17 protein-coding genes are annotated in these 20,869 nt (G+C 46.0%); 13 read left to right on the forward strand and 4 right to left on the reverse strand.

Annotated elements, in window-relative coordinates:
- The 3 genes from RIG66_RS22775 to RIG66_RS22785 all read left to right on the forward strand — a co-directional run.
- Positions 1-2,147: ATP-binding protein (locus tag RIG66_RS22775; protein ID WP_446380998.1), on the forward strand; the 2,147-nt coding region annotated here is incomplete at its 5' end.
- Positions 2,090-3,175, forward strand: a complete 1,086-nt coding sequence (locus RIG66_RS22780; RefSeq protein ID WP_446380999.1) for an AAA-like domain-containing protein — start codon at positions 2,090-2,092, stop codon at positions 3,173-3,175. The genes RIG66_RS22775 and RIG66_RS22780, both read left to right, overlap by 58 nt.
- A 155-nt stretch (positions 3,176-3,330) precedes the next feature.
- Positions 3,331-3,903 (forward strand): transposase, encoded by a 573-nt coding sequence (locus tag RIG66_RS22785; RefSeq protein WP_446381000.1) that lies wholly within the window; start codon positions 3,331-3,333, stop codon positions 3,901-3,903.
- A gap of 117 nt (positions 3,904-4,020) precedes the next feature.
- On the opposite strand, the gene RIG66_RS22790 is transcribed toward RIG66_RS22785, so the two are convergent.
- Positions 4,021-4,596 carry a hypothetical protein gene (locus RIG66_RS22790; protein ID WP_446362103.1) on the reverse strand — a complete coding sequence of 192 codons (576 nt, stop codon included), beginning with the start codon at positions 4,594-4,596 and terminating at the stop codon, positions 4,021-4,023.
- 214 nt (positions 4,597-4,810) lie between these two features.
- On the opposite strand from RIG66_RS22790, the gene tftA reads away from it, so the two are divergent.
- Positions 4,811-6,169 carry a hormogonium tapered terminus morphoprotein TftA gene (tftA, locus tag RIG66_RS22795; protein ID WP_446381001.1) on the forward strand — a complete coding sequence of 453 codons (1,359 nt, stop codon included), beginning with the start codon at positions 4,811-4,813 and terminating at the stop codon, positions 6,167-6,169.
- Positions 6,170-6,248: 79 nt separating this feature from the next.
- Here the strand turns inward: tftA and RIG66_RS22800 are convergent, their stop codons facing one another.
- Together RIG66_RS22800 and RIG66_RS22805 are read right to left on the reverse strand one after the other, a co-directional pair.
- Positions 6,249-6,626 (reverse strand): response regulator, encoded by a 378-nt coding sequence (locus RIG66_RS22800; RefSeq protein ID WP_446381002.1) that lies wholly within the window; start codon positions 6,624-6,626, stop codon positions 6,249-6,251.
- A gap of 295 nt (positions 6,627-6,921) precedes the next feature.
- Positions 6,922-8,127, reverse strand: coding sequence for a tetratricopeptide repeat protein (locus tag RIG66_RS22805; protein WP_446381003.1), 1,206 nt, complete (start codon positions 8,125-8,127; stop codon positions 6,922-6,924).
- Between the two features lie 290 nt (positions 8,128-8,417).
- Here RIG66_RS22805 and RIG66_RS22810 point away from each other — a divergent pair, with 290 nt between their 5' ends.
- From RIG66_RS22810 to RIG66_RS22835, 6 genes are all read left to right on the forward strand, one after another.
- Positions 8,418-9,647 (forward strand): esterase-like activity of phytase family protein, encoded by a 1,230-nt coding sequence (locus RIG66_RS22810; protein ID WP_446381004.1) that lies wholly within the window; start codon positions 8,418-8,420, stop codon positions 9,645-9,647.
- Positions 9,648-9,981: 334 nt separating this feature from the next.
- Positions 9,982-11,004, forward strand: coding sequence for an ATP-binding cassette domain-containing protein (locus RIG66_RS22815; RefSeq protein WP_446381005.1), 1,023 nt, complete (start codon positions 9,982-9,984; stop codon positions 11,002-11,004).
- 259 nt (positions 11,005-11,263) lie between these two features.
- On the forward strand, positions 11,264-12,157 hold the full coding sequence (locus RIG66_RS22820; RefSeq protein WP_446381006.1) for an ABC transporter permease: 894 nt from the start codon (positions 11,264-11,266) through the stop codon (positions 12,155-12,157).
- Between the two features lie 183 nt (positions 12,158-12,340).
- On the forward strand, positions 12,341-15,640 hold the full coding sequence (locus RIG66_RS22825; protein WP_446381007.1) for a HEAT repeat domain-containing protein: 3,300 nt from the start codon (positions 12,341-12,343) through the stop codon (positions 15,638-15,640).
- A gap of 606 nt (positions 15,641-16,246) precedes the next feature.
- Complete coding sequence (locus RIG66_RS22830; RefSeq protein ID WP_446381008.1) at positions 16,247-17,545, forward strand: RRXRR domain-containing protein; 1,299 nt, start codon at positions 16,247-16,249, stop codon at positions 17,543-17,545.
- On the forward strand, positions 17,535-17,846 hold the full coding sequence (locus RIG66_RS22835) for a hypothetical protein (protein WP_446381009.1): 312 nt from the start codon (positions 17,535-17,537) through the stop codon (positions 17,844-17,846). The genes RIG66_RS22830 and RIG66_RS22835 overlap by 11 nt, the downstream gene beginning before the upstream one ends.
- Before the next feature lie 55 nt (positions 17,847-17,901).
- Here RIG66_RS22835 and RIG66_RS22840 read toward each other — a convergent pair whose 3' ends face one another.
- Complete coding sequence (locus tag RIG66_RS22840) at positions 17,902-18,336, reverse strand: peroxiredoxin (RefSeq protein ID WP_446366503.1); 435 nt, start codon at positions 18,334-18,336, stop codon at positions 17,902-17,904.
- Between the two features lie 214 nt (positions 18,337-18,550).
- Here RIG66_RS22840 and RIG66_RS22845 point away from each other — a divergent pair, with 214 nt between their 5' ends.
- The 3 genes from RIG66_RS22845 to RIG66_RS22855 all read left to right on the forward strand — a co-directional run bounded on the left by RIG66_RS22845 (position 18,551) and on the right by RIG66_RS22855 (position 20,778).
- Positions 18,551-18,961, forward strand: coding sequence for an Npun_F0494 family protein (locus RIG66_RS22845; RefSeq protein WP_446381010.1), 411 nt, complete (start codon positions 18,551-18,553; stop codon positions 18,959-18,961).
- Positions 18,962-19,022: 61 nt separating this feature from the next.
- Positions 19,023-20,519: a cobyric acid synthase CobQ gene (gene cobQ / locus RIG66_RS22850; RefSeq protein WP_446381011.1), complete on the forward strand. Its 1,497-nt coding sequence runs from the start codon at positions 19,023-19,025 to the stop codon at positions 20,517-20,519.
- Positions 20,520-20,538: 19 nt separating this feature from the next.
- Positions 20,539-20,778 carry a 2Fe-2S iron-sulfur cluster-binding protein gene (locus RIG66_RS22855; RefSeq protein WP_446381012.1) on the forward strand — a complete coding sequence of 80 codons (240 nt, stop codon included), beginning with the start codon at positions 20,539-20,541 and terminating at the stop codon, positions 20,776-20,778.
- The last annotated feature ends 91 nt before the right edge of the window (positions 20,779-20,869 follow it).

The following is a 20,869-nucleotide window of genomic DNA, read 5'->3' on the forward strand; positions in this document are numbered from 1 at the left end:
CCTACTCAGGTAGTTCTCCCCGTGCCGGAGCAAAAGGGGCAAGCCGGGAGCCTCTGCCAAACTGCTGTACTCGACATCATAGCCAAAACCAGGCGAAGCCTTCCCCCTTCATCGGATTTCCACGACCCCTGAATCCTTACGATCGATTGAAAGATGAGTTTCTCGCCAATACATCCCACGAACTCCGCACTCCCCTCAATGGGATTATTGGCATTGCTGAGACGTTAATGGAGGGAGCTACAGGTTCGCTCCCTCAACAAACTCGCTTCAATCTAAATTTAATTATTGCTAGTGGTCGGCGTTTAAGCAATTTAGTCAATGATATTTTAGATTTTTCTAAAATTAGACACAAAGATATTCAGCTCCAACTTAAACCGATAGGAATGCGGGAAGTGGCTGAAATCGTGCTGACTCACAGTCAGCCTCTGATTGGACAAAAGGAGTTGCAACTTATTAATCGAATTCCGGCGGATTTGCCCTCAGCCAACGCTGATGAGAATCGCCTCCAACAAATTCTGTATAATTTGGTGGGCAATGCGATTAAGTTTACTGACAGGGGCAGTGTAGAAATCGCCGCCGAATTAGTCGATACTGATCTGGTTATCTCGGTTCGCGACACGGGTATTGGCATCCCAGATCAGAAATTAGAGCGAATTTTTGAATCGTTTGAACAGGCAGAAGGGTCTACGGATCGAGTCTATGGCGGCACGGGTTTAGGGTTAGCCGTGACCAAAAAGTTAGTCGAATTGCATCGGGGAAAAATTAGTGTTGAATCAACGGTTGGTGTGGGATCGCGGTTTATTTTTACTTTACCCATTTCGGACGGTTTCCGAGAGGACAGCCCAACTGAATTAGCTATGAATCCCGAATCAGAACGCTATCAATTTGAACAGACCTCGATGGTGAATTCGGAAAACGTTACGGTGGGAGAAGCAGCCAATCAGCGGTTTCAAAATTCGGAGTGTGGAATAGACTCGCCGCCAAACTCTCAAATTCAAATGGAGGGAACGGACGGGTTTAAGGTTCAGGATTTAAACCGTCCAAAACCAGAAGCATGGCACATCTTGATTGTAGATGACGAGTTGGTGAATCGACAGGTTTTAGTCAACTATTTATCGTTGCACAACTATCAGATTACCCAAGCTTCATCGGGTGCGGAAGCGCTAGCGGCTCTGGAAAATGCTGTCAAACCTGATCTGATTTTGCTAGATGTGATGATGCCGAGAATGACCGGCTATGAAGTGACGCAAAAAATTCGTTCTTCCTGGCAACTTTACGAACTGCCGATTGTGCTGTTGACGGCTAAAAATCGCCTTTCTGATTTGGTTACTGGATTGGAAACGGGAGCGAATGATTATCTGAGCAAGCCAATTGCTAAGGAAGAATTACTCGCCCGGATCAAAACCCACTTGAATTTGCAACAAGAAATCATTGATCGCCAACGGGCGGAAATAGAGTTACGCGAAAGTGAAAAGAGAACCGCTCAATTTTTGGAGGCTGTCCCCGTGGGCGTGTTTGTTGTTAATGCCGACGGACAATCTCACTATGCAAATCAAACCGCACAACAAATTCTGGGTAAGGGGATTGTTACCGAAACGACAGTCGCTCAATTAAACGAAGTTTATCAAGCCTATCTAGCAGGAACACAGCAGTTGTACCCAACCGAAAATCAGCCCATTTTGCGAGCATTGAATGGCGAAAGTGTGACGGTTGATAATATGGATATCCATCAAGGGGACAGGATTATTCCCTTAGAAGTGTGGGCGACGCCAATTTTTGATGAACAGGGTCAAATTGCTTATGCTATAGCTGCTTTTCAAGACATTAGCGAACGTAGACGTTCAGAAGCCGAACGAGTTCAGTTTACCCACGAAATCAAACGAAAAAATGTTGCCCTACAACAGGCAAAAAATGAATTAGCCGATTACAGTCATACTCTAGAACAAAAAGTCGTCGAACGCACTCAAGAACTGTCACAAACGTTAGAGGTTCTCCAAGCAACTCAAGCGGAATTAATTTTTGAAAACAAGTTACTCAAAAGTGCTGAACAAGCCTCTACTTTTGACTATCAAGTGGGGGAAGTTTGCCGATGGATGCTCCTACTTATGTGGTGCGTTCTGCCGATCATTATCTCTATAAGGCATTGAAACGCGGGGAGTTTTGTTATATTCTCAATCCCCGCCAGATGGGTAAGTCAAGCCTGATGGTACGCATGATGCGTCACCTCCAGCATGAGGGATTTAGCTGCGGGGCGATTGATTTGACCCGCATTGGCAGCGAAAATGTTACGCCTGAGCAATGGTATAAGGGATTGACCGTAGAGTTATGGCGAAGTTTTGGTTTGCTAAGAAAGGTGAATCTAAAAACGTGGTGGCAGGAGCAAGGAGATATTTCTCCCCTTCAGCGGTTGAGTCAATTCATTGAAGAGATTTTGCTGGGTGAAGTGACTCAAGCCGATAATAGTTCTCCAGCAAACCTGGTCGTTTTTATTGATGAAATTGACATTGTATTAGGCTTGAATTTTCCAGTGAATGACTTTTTTGCTCTGATTCGCTCCTACTATAACCAGCGCAGTATCAATCCAGAGTATCGACGTTTAACATGGGTTCTCTTGGGAGTCGTCACCCCCTCAGATTTAATTACTGATTACTACAGAACCCCTTTTAATATTGGTCAGGCGATTCAACTGGAGGGCTTTAAAGAGCATGAAGCCCAACCTTTGCTGCAAGGATTGACTGACAAAGTGAGCAGTCCTCAAACCGTTCTCAAAGAGATTTTATCCTGGACGAGTGGTCAGCCTTTTTTGACCCAGAAGCTCTGTAAACTGATCCGCAGTGCTTCAGTGGGTATCCCGACTAACAGAGAAGCTGAATGGATAGACAATTTAGTGCGATCGCGGGTTATCGAGAATTGGGAATCCCAGGATGAACCCGAACATTTGAGGACGATTCGCGATCGCCTCCTCAATAGTAAGCGATCGGTTCGGCTACTAGAACTCTATCGACAAATTTTGTGTCAAGCAGAAGTCGCCTCAGTGGATAGTCTAGAAGAAAGGGAGTTGCTTTTGTCGGGAATAGTTATTAAGGAACAGGGTTCTCTGAGAGTTCATAACCGTATTTATGAATTGATCTTTGACCAGAGTTGGATTGATCTGCACCTCAACCCAAACTCTTAGATATTAGATCCCCGACTTCTTTGAGAAGTCGGGGATCTGGGCTAGATCTGGGCTAACTGATCAGGGACTCAAATTTCCGTTATAATAGGTGACTAATTAAATTTAGAACCCCGACTTCAAGAAGTCGCCGATCTGGGTCAGAGGGGAGACTACCCATGCCGCGAAGACGGATTCCATTACAAATCGGCAATTTTTATCATATCTACAACCGAGGGAACAATTACCAAAGAATTTTTTTTGAGCGAGAGAACTATGTTTATTTTCTCAGATTAGTGCGGCAGTATCTTACGAGCAATGGAGTCGATGTTGTTGTTTACTGTCTTATGCCTAATCATTATCATTTCTTAGTGTACCTGAGAGATGAAACCTTATCTGACGCGATGAAATCACTGTCACTCTCCTATACAAAAGCCATTAATCGACGCTTCAATCGGGTTGGGGTATTATTTCAGGGGCGGTTCCACAGTATCCATGTTGACCAAACCGAGTATTTGATTCATCTGTGTCGCTATATTCATCTTAATCCAGTGAAAGCTGGACTGGTGCAGCAGGCTGAAGAATGGGAGTTTTCCAGTTATTTGGAATATGCTGGGTTACGCAAAGGAACGTTACCTAAGACAGAGTTGCTCAGAGCGCAGATCGAGGGAGAGTTAACGTATCAGCAGTTTTTAACAGATGGTGATTTGCCCAATAGCGTTGGTTTCAAACGACTGTTGCTGGATGAGTAAAATCCCCGACTTCCCCGATTGGGTATGGGTAAGATCCCCGACTTCCCCGACTGGGTATGGGTAAGATCCCCGACTTCTTCAAGAAGTCGGGGATCTGAAAGATATCAAAAGCGGAGACTAATCTGGGAAGGCGAATCCGGTTCTGGGATCGCGGATAAATAACCCCAGCACTAAAGAGTCCATCACCGTGTCCCATACAGGGTTCAAACGCTCTGCATCATCTACCCAGTAGTCAAATGTAATCAAACATTGAACGCCAGAACCTAACCCAATGCAGATGCGGGAATAGGCGTCGCGGTTTTCGTTAGGGTCAATAAATTTGAATTGAGTCCAGACAATGCGGGCAGTTTGGCGCTTTAGTTCAATAATTTCGCCCTTCTCCGTTATATTCCGCTCATCATCTCGAACCACTCGCTTTAATAAAGAAACCAGGGGAAATTCAGCCCAGTCGCCTGGGGGGAGTAGATTATAGGACGCTTCTAAGCGACAATCATCGTTGGGTGGCTTGTTGTCCAGAAACCGAAACGACTTGGTATCCGGTTCAAAATGCCAATCTTCGGGAACATCAAAGCGTAATGCTCCTCGCCCTGCTACGAAGATCCGATGTCCTGGCTTGGATGTCCAGTTGTGGTCTTCTTTTAGCTCTAGGGTTTCCTTGATCCATTGGAGATTGTGCTTTTTGCGTTTAGCCATAGCCGATCGCCTAGATGAAAACCACATTTAACTATTGATGGTAACACTATCTCTGGCTCCCAGAGAGGGTGGGCTAGGTTTCTACACCATTTCCGTCTATGGATGGAGGTGTGCAAAAACTGATACGGTTAAGCACTAGCCGAAAGACTCCGAAATCCTTATTCTGGATTAATGGCAGTGAGTGTGAATGAGCAGTGCTGAGGACAAGTAACTAATGGGACGAATCTTTATTTCTGCCGGACACGGAGGAATTGAACAAGGGGGACGTGATCTAGGGGCGATCGCAGGCGGTACAACGGAAGCTCAACAGATGATTCTGCTGCGGGATCAGATTGTCCCGGAGTTGCGATCGCGTGGCTTTGAGGTTCTCTCTGTCCCCGATGACTTGAGTTCCACTGAATCAATCCAATGGATTAATGCGCGTTCTCGCCCCGGCGATGTGGCGCTGGAAATTCATGCGGGTTCTTCCCCGAATCCCAGTGTCCGAGGAACGGCGGTTTACTACATCGCCAATAACACCGAACGCAAAAATCATGCGGAACTGATCCTCCTCGCACTGCTGCGACGCCTTCCCCAATTGCCAAACCGAGGCGCGAAGCAGGATACGGCGACAGGAATGGGGTTTCTGTCATTTACCCGCGATACGATTCTTCCTTCGCTGCTGATGGAGGTTGGCTATCTCACCAATCCAGAGGATCGGTTTATTATTCAAAATCGCCGCCGCGAAATGGCGTTAGGGATTGCGGATGGACTAGCGGCGTGGAGTCGGGCGGTTTCGGGAACGGAACCGGGAGGAAATGGAACGGATGTTACTTATCCTTCGATTAATATCAAGATTAATAATCAAACGTATGGAGAGCAGGGCATTATTGTCAATAACAATGCCTATATTCCGATTGACTTAGCCGATCGCTTGGGTGTGGATTTAACCACGATTCCCGGTATTCGTCGCCTCCAGTATCGGGGAGTGGTTTACGTTAAAGCGATTGAATTGCGAGATTATAATATTTCAGTCGGTTGGGATGCGGCGACACGGACGGTGATTTTGCGTTCAATTTTGCAAATTTGTCCGGGTCAAATTGACCGAATTATGGCACATGGGAATACGTCAGAAGTACAGTTAATGATGTTTCTCAAAGCCAATAATGAAGACGCCCTGGCTCAGTTTCCCGACTTACCCAAGCTTTACCGCGAAGAAGCCGCCATTGAGGGGGTGAATTATGATATTGCGTTTTCTCAAGCCATGGTGGAAACGAACTTTCTCCGTTTTGGTGGTGACTTGAAACCCAGTCAAAATAACTTTGGCGGCTTAGGATCAGTCGGGGGTGATCCGGAGGGGGCGACATTCCCCAGCGCCCGATTAGGCGTTCGCGCCCATATTCAACAATTAAAAGCCTACGCCAGTTTAGAACCTTTGGTACAAGAAGTGGTGAGTCCCCGGTTTCGCTTTGTCACTCGTGGAATTGCACCCCTCGTCCAGCAGTTGAGCGGACGGTGGTCGGCTGACTTGAATTATGGCGATCGGATTATGGCTGTTCTCCGCCGTCTCTATGAATCAGCCGGCTTTTTCTAAGGATTAGTAGTCCTCAAACCTTTACGAATGACAAATGACGATCTCTACCGTTAACTTTTGTTGTGTCCACATACTTAGATTATGACCAGTCCAAAACTTTAGTTACTTCCTTAGTTAGCGTTATTGGGTCAAAGGGTTTAGCAATAACTCCAGCAATACCCAATTGATCAAATTGAGTGATGTCGTTGTTAAACACTTTTGCCGTGAGTAAAATCACGGGAATTTTTTTGGTGCTGGGAGACTTTCGTAACTCTTTCAATAGGGTTAACCCATCCATATCTGGCATCATCACATCCAAGAGAATCGCATCAGGTTGTTCAGTTTGGGCTAACTGTAGTCCTTTCTTGCCGGATTCAGCCGTGATTACTTGCCAGTTGCCAATCGTTTCCAGGCAAGCTTGGATCACTAAGCAAAGATTGGGTTCATCGTCAATGACTAGGATACATTTGGTAGACATAAATCGAAATAGTTTTGAGGTTTGATTGTGTAAAAGCAGGTTTAATGATTATCGTTATCCCAGTCTCCATACCCCATTGGTTTTATTGTTAATTTATCGGTGGGGAGGGCGGGTTTTGTTTTTCATTTATCGGTGAATAGCTGACTTTAGTCCCTAAACCCGCCCCTACAGATTCCCTAAACTCGCCCCTACAGATTCCCTAAACCCGCCCCTACAGATTCCCTAAACCCGTCCCTACAGATTCCCTAAACCCGCCCATATTGCTGACTGTTCACGCTCTTCGAGGGTAGATTTATTACTGATTACTTGTTTCCTCCTGATTAATTTTCTCTATTTGACGGGCAAAATGGGTTTCTCGATACTGCAATGATCGCGCTAATTCTAGACCTTTTTGAAAAGCGTCTAAGGCTTGGGCATACTTGTTTTGGGTGAGATAAATCTGACCCATTTGATCGTAAGCCTGCATCAAGCCATAATAATTGTAGGACTGTTGTTCCACAATAATCAATGTTTCGTAAACCTGGAGTGCATAGTCGGGTTGGTCGTAAGATAAATAGAGTTGGGCTAATTTTTCGAGTGCATCACTGGCATAAGCAAACTGTTGCGATGACCAAGCGAGTGCATAAGCTTCTTGGTAGCTTTGAGAGGCTTGTTCGGGTTGATTCAGGGCTTCGTAGTCGGCACCAATCCCAATTTTTAGGGCGGGAATTTGAGTATAGTTTTCTTGGTTGAGATAACTTTCCACTAACCGTTCCTTGATCCGCAGGGCGTTTTCGGGTTTCTGGGATTGTTTATAAATGTTGAGCAATTCTTGTAGATAGTTAACCTCCGCCACGCGATCGCGCTTTGCTTGAGCTATTGCCAGTAATTCTTCATAAATGGCGGCGGCTTGGGGATAATCAAACCAAGCTAAGTGGAGTTGGGCGATTGTTTCTAAGGTTTCGGCTTGAGTTTCCAGATCACCTTGTTGACGGGCATCGGCTAAAATTTGCTCATAGATAGCTAGGGCGTTTCTGGGAACTCGTACCTGTTGATAAGCTTGACCTAATGCACCTAAAATTTCTGGCTCTAACTCCCCTTCTTCCTCAGCGTTTTGCTGAATCGTTTCTAAGCGTTTGGTAATTAACTGTACCTGGGATTTCGCATTCCGACTCCAAGCAATTTCACCCACGCGCCCTAGGGTTTTAACTTCTTCTAATCGTCCACCCAAGACTCGCCGTAACCGAATTTCTCGATACCAGATATCAAACGCCTCTTCTAGATTTCCCGCCCTCAATTCGGCGGCGGCTTGATTATTCAGTTGATTGAGATCTTCCCTCAGTCGGCGGCGTTCTAAGGGGCTTAAAGGGCGTTCTACGGGGGGATTGGGAAGCAGGGGATCACCAGTGGTATCCAGTTCTAGGGGATTGGGTGGATTTGTTTCAGCGGGTTGGGCTAATGTTCCACCACTTAACCCTAACCAGAGCGTCGCTATGCAAAAGAGTAGTTGAACTTTTCTCATTAATTTAAGCTGTATAAGATGCAACACTGTTTTAAGGAGAGCCAGGAAATAAATTTCCGGCTGAAAGCTAAAGTAAGCTAAAGCTTACTACATTAAAGACTTTTAACCCGTTTGAACGGGACGTGAGCTTTTAGCCCATAGACGCAAAGTGGCTTCTCTTCGAGAACTTTAGTTCAGAACTTAAATCTGATTAATTATTATCTTATCTGCCAACGTAATCACCATTGACGCTTAAAATCAACTTAGAGTTTCTCAAGGAAACCCCTACCCTAAGACTTTTGACATTGTTTATGATTCAGCGCTTAACACAAAATTCATTAAAAGTCAATAGATTTCGCCCCCTATTATCTCGACTCTTCGTCGTGGCGATCGCGCTATTGACTCTGTTGACGACGAGCTGTAGTCCCTCTACCGCTAGAACCGCCGAACAGCGCACGTTTCTGGATTTATCCTTGGACTTTTTGGCGGAGTATCAACTGCCCAAACCGATGAGGTTTGAGGATACTCCCGTTGGCGGCTTATCCGCCCTCTCCTATGATCGGGAGCGCGATCGTTTTTTGGCACTATCCGATGATCGGTCAAATCTCGCACCCGCCCGATTTTACACCCTAGCGCTGACGATTAACCGCGACTCAGCCGGAGAAATTGGGATTGAATCCGTCACTGTGGAGGATGTAACCGTTCTCAAAGACGAAAACGGCAAACCCTATCCGGCGGGAACCATTGACCCCGAAGGCATCGCCCTATCCGGTAAAGGTGGCGTATTTATTTCCACTGAAGGGGTTCCTAGTCAGGGAATTGAACCCTTTATTCAAGAATTTGACCGCCAAACGGGGCAACCGTTGCAACGCTTGCGAATTCCTGACCGCTTTCTCCCGAATAATACTACAGAAGAGGAACAAGTTCCCCGTGGCGTACAAGAGAACCTAGGCTTTGAAGCATTAACCTTAGAACCAATTACGTTAGCGGCGGCTAGTGGCGATCCTTTTCGCCTATTTACAGCAACGGAATCCGCGTTAATTCAAGATAGTTTACCCCCAGATTCAGACGAGGTTCCCCGAATTCGGCTGCTGCATTATTTAATCAGCGATATTGCGCCACCCATGCTAGTAGCGGAACATTTGTATCCACTGGCTCCCGCCCCCAAAGGGACAATTGATTATGGTTTATCGGAATTAGTGGCATTAGATACAGAAGGTCACTTTCTGAGTTTAGAACGGAGTTATGGGTTGTTTGGACTCAGCGCCCAAATTTATCAACTAACCCTGGGTGGGGCAACCGATACATCTAATGTTGCCAGTCTCAAGGGGAATATTTCTCGCCTTGATCCGGTGAAGAAAAAATTGCTCCTTGATTTGAGTACTTTGGGAATTTATTTAGATAATCTGGAAGGGATGACCCTAGGTTCACGGTTGCCAGATGGGAGTCAGAGTTTGGTATTAGTCAGTGATGATAATTTTAATCAAACACAGATTACGCAGTTTCTTTTGTTTCGATTAAACCGGAATAAGTCGAATTGAGCTAAATTGTAGTGGCGTGATACAGCTAATTGGCTCTCTTCCTCTCTCCCCTTCTCCTTGTCAACCTCAATTATAAAATTAAAGCCATAGCAGGTTGACAATTTGAAATAAATGTGTATTTTTCCCAATTCCCCCCACAGTCGGGGCGAGTTTAGTTACATTTGTTGTGAGATAAGAAACGATAGTAGTGAAACCCGCCCCTACAGACACGCTATGGCACGTCTAGCGAAGCGAAGGGGCAAAACTTCCCCCCCTCAATGCCGACAAACCCCTTAAAATGAAAAGACAGCTAATTGTTTAGATTTGTATAGCCAACTCAGGTATAGAACGATATATGGCTGCTGCCGTTTTAATCGAGAATCTAAAAAAATACTACGGGGATGTCGAAGCCGTGAAGGACATCTCCCTGAACGTCGAACCGGGTGAGATTTTTGGCTTACTCGGTCCAAATGGGGCGGGGAAAACCACAACGATTCGCTGTCTGTGTACCTTAAGTAAACCCGACGCGGGTAAGATTGAGGTATCGGGAATTTCTGCGATCGCGAATCCGAGAGCCGTCCGTCGTCGCATCGGTTATGTCGCCCAGGAAGTGGCATTAGACAAGGTGTTGACAGGGCGCGAGTTACTGCAACTACAAGCGGATTTATATCACCTACCCAGCAACATTGCCAAAGAGCGGGTCAATACCATGATAGAGGTGTTGGGCTTGCAGGAGTATGCTGATAAAAAGACAGGAACCTACTCCGGCGGAATCCGCAAGCGTCTGGATTTAGCCTCCGGCTTACTCCATAAACCGGATGTGTTAGTTCTCGATGAACCCACGGTGGGATTGGATATCGAGAGTCGGGTTGTGGTGTGGAATTTCCTGCGTCAATTGCAAAACGCGGGTACGACCATATTTATTACCAGCCACTATTTGGAAGAAGTAGATATTTTAGCCGATCGCGTGGCAATTATCGACAAAGGCTTGGTCATTGCCGAAGGTACGCCCTCTCAGTTAAAGGATAACGTAGGAGGCGATCGCATAACCCTCCGCATCCGGGAATTCTCACCCCGAGAAGAAGCCCAAAATGCCAAGGAAAAGCTGGAGGTGTTACCCTTTGTCCAAGAAGTGATTATTAATACGGCGCAAGGAAATTCCCTTAACTTGGTCGTCAAACCCCAAAGTGACGCATTGACAAACATTCAGCAATCCTTAAAAGACGCCGGATTACCTATCTTTGGCATTGCCCAATCTCGACCTAGTTTAGATGATGTCTACCTAGCTGCCACGGGTCAAACCTTAATGGATGCTGAACTCGCGGCGGCGGGAACACGAGATGTGAAGGCAGAGAAAAAGCAACGGATGAAGGAATGATGAGAGAGCAGGGGGAGCAGGGGGAAGATGGGGTTGTAGAGACGTTCCGGTGGAACGTCTGGAAGATGGGGAACACCTCGACTTCGCTCGGTGTGTCAGATGGGGGAAATTATGTAGGGGCGGGTTTCACTACTATCGTTTGAAATGGTGCGTTACGCTACGCTAACGCACCCTACACCCACCCCGACTGTACATAAGGCGAATGACCAATGACAAATGACAAATGACCAATAACCAATAACCAATAACCAATAACATTATGAGTGGAACTGTAACACCATCAAAACCGGAAATTAATTGGCAACCCGACGTGGTAAGTCAAGTCCCCGTCAGCGACAAAGCAGGTGTCGGTGAATTTGTCCAAGAAACATTGGCACTTACTAAGCGCCTGTTTATCCAACTAAAACGACGCCCATCTACATTAATCGCTGGGGTAATTCAGCCGTTGATGTGGCTGATTCTGTTTGGGGCGTTATTTCAAAATGCGCCAAAAGGACTCTTTGGCGAAAGCTTATCTTATGCCCAATTCTTGAGTGCTGGCGTAATTGTATTTACCGCCTTCGCTGGTGCGCTCAATGCTGGCTTACCGGTGATGTTTGACCGGGAATTTGGCTTTCTTAATCGCTTACTTGTTGCACCTTTGGCGTCTCGCTTCTCCATTGTCGCCGCATCCGCTATCTATATCGTCGCCCTCAGCTTTATTCAAGCCGTGGTGATTGTCGCCGCCAGCGCGGTGATGGGGGCGGGTTTTCCTAATATAGCTGGACTGGGTGCGATCGCGCTGATTGTTTTCTTGCTGGTAATCGGGATGACAGCATTAAGTTTAGGACTCGCCTTTGTGCTTCCGGGTCATATTGAACTAATTGCGGTCATTTTTGTCACCAACTTACCCCTGTTATTTGCCAGCACTGCTCTAGCGCCGCTATCCTTTATGCCAAAATGGTTACAGCTTGTCGCCAGTCTCAATCCCTTAAGTTATGCGATTGAACCGATTCGCTATCTCTACCTCCATGGGAATTGGTCGTTAGGCAGTGTGGTTATGGAAGCACCTTGGGCGTCAATTACATTTGGTGGGGCTATTTTAGTCCTGTTTAGCTTTGCCGCCGCCGCGTTAGTTCTGATTAGTCCATTGCTACGGCGTCGATTTGCCTAATGGCATTAAAACTTGTAGGGTGGGCATTGCCCACCCACTTTAATAGGACTTACGCAAAGGCTCGATATGTAGGGTGCGTTAGCGAAGCGTAACGCACCGCAAGCCACCATCTGTGGTGTAGCTGCGTAAGTCCTGTTTAATTGAAATGGTCAACATACGTTTTCTAGAGGAATTAGCACCATCGTGGAACTTTGGACAGCGCTAGGCGTTTCTATCCTCAACGATTTACTGTTAAAAGACATCCTCCTGAAACTGGGGAAAGAAGCGTTAGAAGACTATGTAAAAGATTTTTTCAAAGACTGCATTAAAACCGGGGTACAATCTGCCCAACCCGATATCCTGAAGAAAGCCCTCGGTGAGGCTTTACAGCAATTCCTCAAACTCATCGAATATGAATTACTCTTCTATGTAACCGAAGCCGAAGTTCGAGACAACTATCAAATAGTAATTGAACAGTTTATCAAAGACGATGACGTTAAACCCCTGTTAGGAAAAGCCTTTGAAAAAGATTGTCGCGCCATCGACGCCAATCAATTAAGGACAATTTGGGTGCAGCGCTATTCACCTGATATGCCAACTGGGTTTAACTGGGAGGAGATTACCAAACCCTATCTCAAAGAAGTTAAAAGCATTGTCCGCAATTCGCGAGAGTTAAAGGAACTGTTAGAATTAGAGATTCTGGAATCTATTGAACAACAAGGGCGAGAAAATGCCGGAATTCCTCCCGATTTTAATCTAACCAAATATCAAGAAGGCTTACGGGAACGCTACAGCAACTTAAACCTATCCAGTTTAGACACAACAGGCTGCGCCTATAACCAACTGAAACTCTGGCGACTCTTCATCCCGCAAAATGTGCGACAAGTTCATCAGGGATTACCCCAAGTCTATGAACTCCCCAAAGAACATCAACGGCGACTGCGAGAGAGTAATCAACTTGACGCGGATGTGTCTCTGGAAGAGTTAACCGAATATAAACAGGTTTATTCTCAACAGTCAATTCGTCCGATTGGGGAAATTATTAACGATAACGATAACTATCCCTATCTGGTGATTCTCGGTGATCCGGGTTCTGGTAAGTCTACCTTGTTGCAATATTTGGCATTAGATTGGGCAAATTCTACACCGAATGACGCCAATTTTCATCCGATTCCCCTGCTGATTGAATTACGCACCTATATGCGAAATCGCGACGCGGGACAATGGAAGAATTTCCTGGAATTCTTCCATGATAGCAGTGGGATTGTCTGTCATCTGAATCAGCATCAACTGGTGGAACAGTTAAAAGCCGGAAATGCTTTGGTCATGTTTGATGGCTTGGATGAGGTATTTGATCCGGGGAAACGGGAGGATGTAATTACCGATATTCATCGCTTCACCAATGATTATCCTGATGTGCGGGTAATTGTTACGTCTCGTGTGATTGGCTATAAACCGCAGCGGTTACGAGATGCCCAGTTTTATCATTTTATGTTACAAGATTTGGAGGCAGATCAGATTCAGGAATTTATTACCCGTTGGCATGATTTAACCTTTACCAATCAAGTAGATAAACAGAGGAAGCGGGAACGGTTGCAACGGGCAATTGATACCTCAAAAGCGATTCGCGAACTGGCTGGAAATCCGCTGCTATTGACAATGATGGCAATATTAAATCGCAATCAGGAATTGCCCAGAGATCGACCGGAATTATATAATCAAGCCTCGCGAGTATTGCTGCATCAATGGGATGTGGAACGGGCGTTAGTCGAACATCAGCAGTTAGAGATTCAAACCATTGATTATAAAGATAAGCAGGCGATGTTGCGTCAGGTAGCTTATCAGATGCAAGCAGCAGAGAAAGGGTTGGCGGGTAATCTGATTGCGGCGGATGAGTTAGAGCAGATTTTGACAGATTATCTGAAAACCTTAGATATCAACAATCCCAGGGTGATAGCTAGGGTGATGATAAAGCAACTGCGGGAACGGAATTTTATCTTATGTTTCATGGGGGCAGATTATTATGCCTTTGTGCATCGGACATTTTTGGAATATTTCTGCGCTTGGGAATATGTTTGGCAGTTTGAGAAAGAACGAACGATTTCTCTGGAGGATTTGAAAACCGAGGTTTTTGGTAAGCATTGGCAGGATGAGTCTTGGCATGAAGTGTTACGGCTGATTGTGGGGATGATTGAACCAAAGTTAGCTGGGGAGATTATAGATTATTTGAGGAATCAGTCGGGGGAAGCGGAAAAGTTTATTAATGTGTTTCTAGCGGCGGATTGCCTTTCTGAGGTGAGGAATCGTTCGGTTATTGCATCAACGGCGACTCAATTACTGAACCAGATTAAGGGGTTAATTCAGTATGACTTACCTTATTGTTACGAACATTATGGAGAGGATTTCAAATTAGTTCTGGAAATTCGCAGCCAAGCGGTTGCTGCCATTGCGACAACCTGGCATGATTCTCCAGACACTTTACCTTGGCTGAAACAAAAAGCCCAATCTGATGACGATTGGGTTTTGCGAGGTGCAGCGGTGGGAGAATTAGCTCAAGGCTGGAAAGATGACCCAGACACCTTACCTTGGCTTAAACAAAAAGCCCAATCTGATGACCATTGGGCTGTGCGATATGTAGCGGTGCAAGAAATAGCTCAAGGCTGGAAAAATGACCCTGAAACCTTACCTTGGCTTAAACAAAAAGCCGAATCTGATGACGATTCTAATGTGCGACGTGCAGCGGTGCAAGAATTAGCCAAAGGCTGGAAAAATGACCCAGACACATTACCTTGGTTGAAACAACAAGTCCAATTTAATGATAATGGGCTTGTGCGAAGTGCAGCGGTGGAAGCATTAGCCAAAGGCTGGAAAAATGACCCAGATACCTTACCTTGGCTCAAACAAAAAGCCCAATTTAATGATAATGGGTTTGTGCGAAGTGCAGCGGTGGAAGCATTAGCCCAAGGCTGGAAAGATGATCCAGACACCTTACCTTTGCTGAAACAAAAAGCCCAATCTGATGACGATCGGGCTGTGCGAATTACAGCGGTGCGAGAATTAGCCAAAGGCTGGAGAGATGACCAAGACACTTTACTTTTGCTAAAACAAAAAGCCCAATCTGATGACGATTGGTTTATGCGAGAAGCAGCGGTTAAAGAATTAGCAAAAAGCTGGAAAAATGACCCAGATACCCTACCTATTCTAAAACAAAAAGCGCAATCTGATAACGATTCGGCTGTGCGAAGTGCAGCGGTACAAGAATTAGGCAAAGGCTGGCAATATGAGCCATGGCTCTTTGAATTATTACGCGATCGCGCTCTCAATGATCCCTTTGTGCGAGAGCAAGAATGGCAAAACAATCCTCGGCAATTAGCAATTGAAATCATTATTAAACAATATCCTAACCATCCCAAAACTCTACCCTTGCTGCGCGACAGAGCCGAAAATGACCCCGATGAGAAAGTTAGAGAGTTTGCTCAGAAAAAATTGGCACAATTAGTGTAGGGGCGGGTTTCACGACTATCTTTTGGGTTGCAAAGGTGCGTTACGCTACCCTGCGGGAACGCTTCGCGAACGCTAACGCACCCTACACCCGCCCCGACTCAGGTATCTAGACTTCCTGTCAAAAGAAAGGGCGATCCGATAAAATTAAATAGACACAGTTGTCAATTTGTGCAAGCGGGTCGCCCCTACCGGGGAATTAAAAGAGCGATCGCTCTCGAAACGTGTTAAGAAAGATATGGGTAATGATAGCGATCGGGAAAAATCCCAGATAAAAATAATTAGAGGCGCTATAGTAGGGGCACGGCACTGCCGTGACCTTATCGGTAGAACTACCGTATCCTGATGGAAATCTAATTATAATTTCTAAATAAACAGGTTAATTGCCTTCAACAACCCCACGCTACTGACGTGGAGCATGGGGATTGCAAGACAAATTGCATTTTAAACCGTTGAATACCGCGTAGAGTCTCAGTTTGGTACAGACATCCGGATACTTCCCTAGTCCGGATTACCTCTAAAACCTTTTGTCGGGTTGTTGTTAAGTCAAGACATCTTAACTGAGATGGCGGGAAGGGACTACACACTCTTACTCGGAGGTTTATCACCATGTTGCGAGTACCAGTTTTATCGAAATCAGGTAAGCCATTAATGCCCACAAAACCTAGCCGTGCTAGACGTTGGCTTAAAGAAGGTAAAGCTAAAGTATTGTATAACTACTTAGAATGTTTTGCTATTCAGCTAACATTTGAAACGAAAGAAAATACTCAGTCTGTAGCCGTGGGGATAGACCCTGGCAAGCGATATTCCGGGATTGGGGTTCAATCAAGTTTAGTTACCCTTTGGATGGGACACTTAGTTCTACCGTTCAAAACAGTCAAGGAACGGATGGAATTACGGCGAGTGATGCGTCGAGCAAGGCGGGGTAGACGAATTAACCGGAAGTTACCTTATTCTGAACGTTGCCATCGTCAAGCTCGGTTTGATAATCGCAAACAAGGTAAACTGCCGCCGTCAATTCGAGCTAATAAACAGCTTGAGTTACGGGTAGTCAAAGAGTTGTTCAAGCTATTCCCAATTAGTGCCATCCATTATGAATTAGTTATGGCGGATGTAGACAAGACGTGCGGACGTAAATCGGCTCGGTCTGGCGTTGGCTTTTCTCCAGTCATGGTAGGTCAGAGACAAATGCTAACTTGGTTATCTGAGTTAGCCCCTATTATCACCCATAAAGGATGGCACAGGGATGGTAACGGAACCAGTCAACTTAGGCAATGGTTAGGATTAGCCAAAGACAAAAAGAACAAGGCTAATCAGACGCCTGCAACCCATGCCGTTGACGGTGTAACCTTAGCCGCGTTCGAGTTCATCCAATGGCGGGAATGGCATTCCGATCATGCTAAACATGGTAGCTGGGTAGGTAATGTTCAAGTTACCCCCGCGCCGTTTGCGGTAATCCGTAGACCACCCGTTAGTCGTAGACAATTGCATCTATGTATTCCCTCTAAAGGTGGACTACGGCGTAAGTATGGCGGCACAGTCACCCGTCATGGGTTTAGAAAAGGTGACAAAGTTATAGCCGAAAAAGCTGGAAAAACTTACATCGGTTGGTGTTCTGGAGACACCGATAAACTGGTTTCGGTTAGTGATATTAACTGGAAACGTTTAGGACAATTTAGTGTCAAAAAAGTCCAGTTGTTGCAGCGAAGCACGGGGTTAATTGTCGTGCCTGCAACTGGACCCTTCAAACCTCACCGCATCGAGCGGCGCGGTTTGACCTCTATCCCTCTCCACCCTGCTTCGCTGAGGGTGGAGTCTCACGAGAAATACGATGAAGATCAGCACCCTATTGACTCCGGCACTCACCTCAACTCTGTTCGCTTCCCTAGGGTTAGGAGTGGTTGTTAGCATATCAGCCATTATCCCTGAATCCGCGATCGCACAATCAACTGAGCGGGTGAATCCCCTAGAAGATATAAATAATCGCCAAAATGAGCGAGATTCACTTACGGGAACAACGGGTAACAGTGGCTTTAATGTCTTTGATTTTATCCATCGCTCCCGTTTAGGGGTTGATTCTGAGGCGTTTAACAGCGAACTGGATCAAAACTTAGACAATGCCACGCAAGAGTTCCGACAGCTACAACGAGAACGGTTAAGAAATCAACCCAATAACCCCTCGACTCCGGCTGGGGGAGGCATTAGATAACGGGAAGTAGAACCGTCCTGAAACCATTCCCAGGCAAAGCCTGGGAACAAGGCGGCTAGCTCATGCTGGCTAGGATATCCTTAGCATGGGAATCGGTTTTCACCTTCTCATCAACATAAGTGATCGTACCTTCACCGTTAATCACATAAGTGACGCGCTTGGAGTAACCACCGCCTTCAACATCATAAGCTTTGGTCAGCGTGCCATCCGGATCAGCGAGCAATTGGAAAGGCAAGCCATACTTCTCCTTAAATTGCTTATGGGATGTCTCATCATCCATGCTCACACCGAGAACAACCATATCTTTGCCTTGATATTCAGCGTAGTTGTCCCGGAAGCTTTGGGCTTCCTTGGTGCAACCTGGAGTATCGTCTTTGGGATAAAAATAGAGAACTACTGTTTTCCCCGCCAAGTCGGACAGGGAAACGGTATTCCCTGCATCATCTTTAGCGGTAAATGCCGGAGCTTTATCACCAACGCTTAAAGCCATAAGTCTTTTTCCCTGTGTTGACTACTTAACTATTCTTCATCCTACTACCTTCGGAACTTTGATTAAGTCTGGATGACGTGTAGGGACAATCCGCATGGCATCCATTCACCACTCAAATCCACTCAAGTGACTCGATTTGCCCTCTCCGGTGAGGTTAAGATGAAAAGAAGCCTAAACCTAGGATTCACCAGCATTTCCACCAGCTAATCCAGCTATGACATCCCTTGCCTCTGAAAAAACCCAGTCGTTTCACTATCCAGAGCGCACCATAAAACGCGCAGAACTTGCGTTGCGCTGTTTGCCCTTCCAGTTAACCTTGTATAAGGTGATGCGTTTGACCAGCGTTTCCCTGCTCGCGATCGCGACGCAAAAAGGAATAGAACAAGGCTATACTAAAAGTCCCTTATCCGAGTTAGCCGCCGAACGTGATTTACTGTGGTTGATTCAAGTTGGCGTTTTGCGGCGAGAAGTTGATGGTCAAGGTATTACCGACAGTTTTCGTCTCACACCCTTGGGTCGTCAACTTGTGAAAAAATGGGCAAGCCGAGGCGAGTCATTACCTCCGCCATCCCTATGGGATCGCATCGCTCACGCCTGGAACCGTTGGTTACGATTACCAATCTAAATTCATAGTCTGAGGGTTGCTTCTATTCGTTCTGATTACCCGATAACTCTTAACCCGCTTTATGAAATCGCTGATGGTGGTGGGAACAACCTCCCACGCAGGAAAATCCTTTATTACTACCGCCTTGTGCCGTATTCTTTCCCGGCGCGGTTGGCGTGTGGCTCCGTTTAAGGGACAAAATATGGCGCTCAACGCTTATGTCACCCCCAATGGAGGCGAAATTGGACATGCTCAAGCGGTTCAAGCTTGGGCGGCTGATGTGACGCCCTGTGTCGAAATGAACCCGATTTTACTTAAACCCCAGGGGGATATGACCTCTCAAGTCATTCTCATGGGTCAAGTGGCGGGTAAAGTCGGCGCGGCGGATTATTATGAACAGTACTTTGATCGGGGTTGGCAAGCGATTCAAGAGTCGCTGCGGCGTTTGAGTCATGAGTTTGATTTTGTCGTGTGTGAGGGTGCAGGGAGTCCAGCAGAAATTAATCTCAAACACCGCGACTTAACCAATATGCGGGTAGCGAAGCATTTAAATGCACCAACGTTACTTGTAGTAGATATTGATCGCGGCGGCGCATTTGCTCATATTATTGGGACTCTAGAACTCTTAGAACCGGATGAGCGAGCTTTAATTAAGGGCGTGGTGATTAATAAATTTAGAGGACAGCGATCGCTCTTAGAATCGGGAATTACTTGGCTCGAAGAACGCACCGGAATTCCTGTCATTGGCGTAATTCCCTGGATTAATGAGCTCTTTCCCGCTGAAGACTCTTTGGCATTATTGGATCGCTACAATAAGAGAAAACGGGATAGTGAATTAACGGTGGCGGTAATTCGTTTTCCCCGCATCTCTAATTTTACTGACTTTGACGCCCTCGAAGCGGAATCAACGGTTAACGTTAAATATTTAGCACCGAATCAATCCCTGGGATACCCCGATGCCCTAATTTTGCCAGGGACAAAAACCACGATTAGCGACTTACTCGTACTCCACAAAACAGGTATGCTTGAAGAGATTAAAAACTATGCCGCTGCGGGGGGTACCGTTTTAGGGATTTGTGGGGGTTTTCAAATGCTAGGTCAAACCCTACTTGATCCCGATGGCATTGAAGATGAACCGGGACAATATCAAGGATTAGGATTATTACCGATTAAAACAATTATTACCGCCAGAAAAGTAGCACGTCAGCGTCTCGTAACCTCTAACTATCCCCAAGTCGGTTTACCTGTTTCGGGTTACGAAATCCATCAAGGGCGTTCTCGGCTGATTGACTCAGAAAGCACGGATAATAAATCTGCCTATCAACCCCTGTTTGATGACCCTGGTTTGGGGTTAGTCGATATCACTCAGTCCATTTGGGGAACCTATCTCCATGGTTTATTTGATAATGGTCCCTGGCGACGGGCGTGGTTGAATCAACTGCGACATCAACGCGGACTTCCGTCTTTGCCAACGGGTATTCCGGACTATCGAGAGCAGCGCGAAGTAGTGTTGAATTCTTTAGCAGATAGCGTAGAGGCTCATTTGGATTTAAGCACTATTATACCGAACTTGACGTGAGTTAATAGCAAACCTGTTCATGAGTGTTACCATTCGATTTTTACCCGATGATGTCACCATTAATGCAGAAGTAGGAGAACCTCTACTGCAAGTGGCTCAACGCGCTGGCGTTTTCATTCCCACCGGATGCCTGATGGGTTCCTGTCATGCTTGCGAGGTTGAGATTAACGACACAGAAACGATTTGTGCCTGTATCTCGGCTGTACCACCGGGTCAGGAACAGCTTACGATTAATCTCTATAGTGATCCAACGTGGTAAGTTATTGGTCATTGGTCATTTGTCATTGGTCATTTGTCATTTGTTGGGTTAAAAACAAGCTGTCAGTGTTGTTGCCAAAGTTGATAGCAAA

The sequence above is a fragment of the Coleofasciculus sp. E2-BRE-01 genome (assembly GCF_040221695.1).
In the GTDB taxonomy this organism is placed as follows: domain Bacteria; phylum Cyanobacteriota; class Cyanobacteriia; order Cyanobacteriales; family Coleofasciculaceae; genus Coleofasciculus.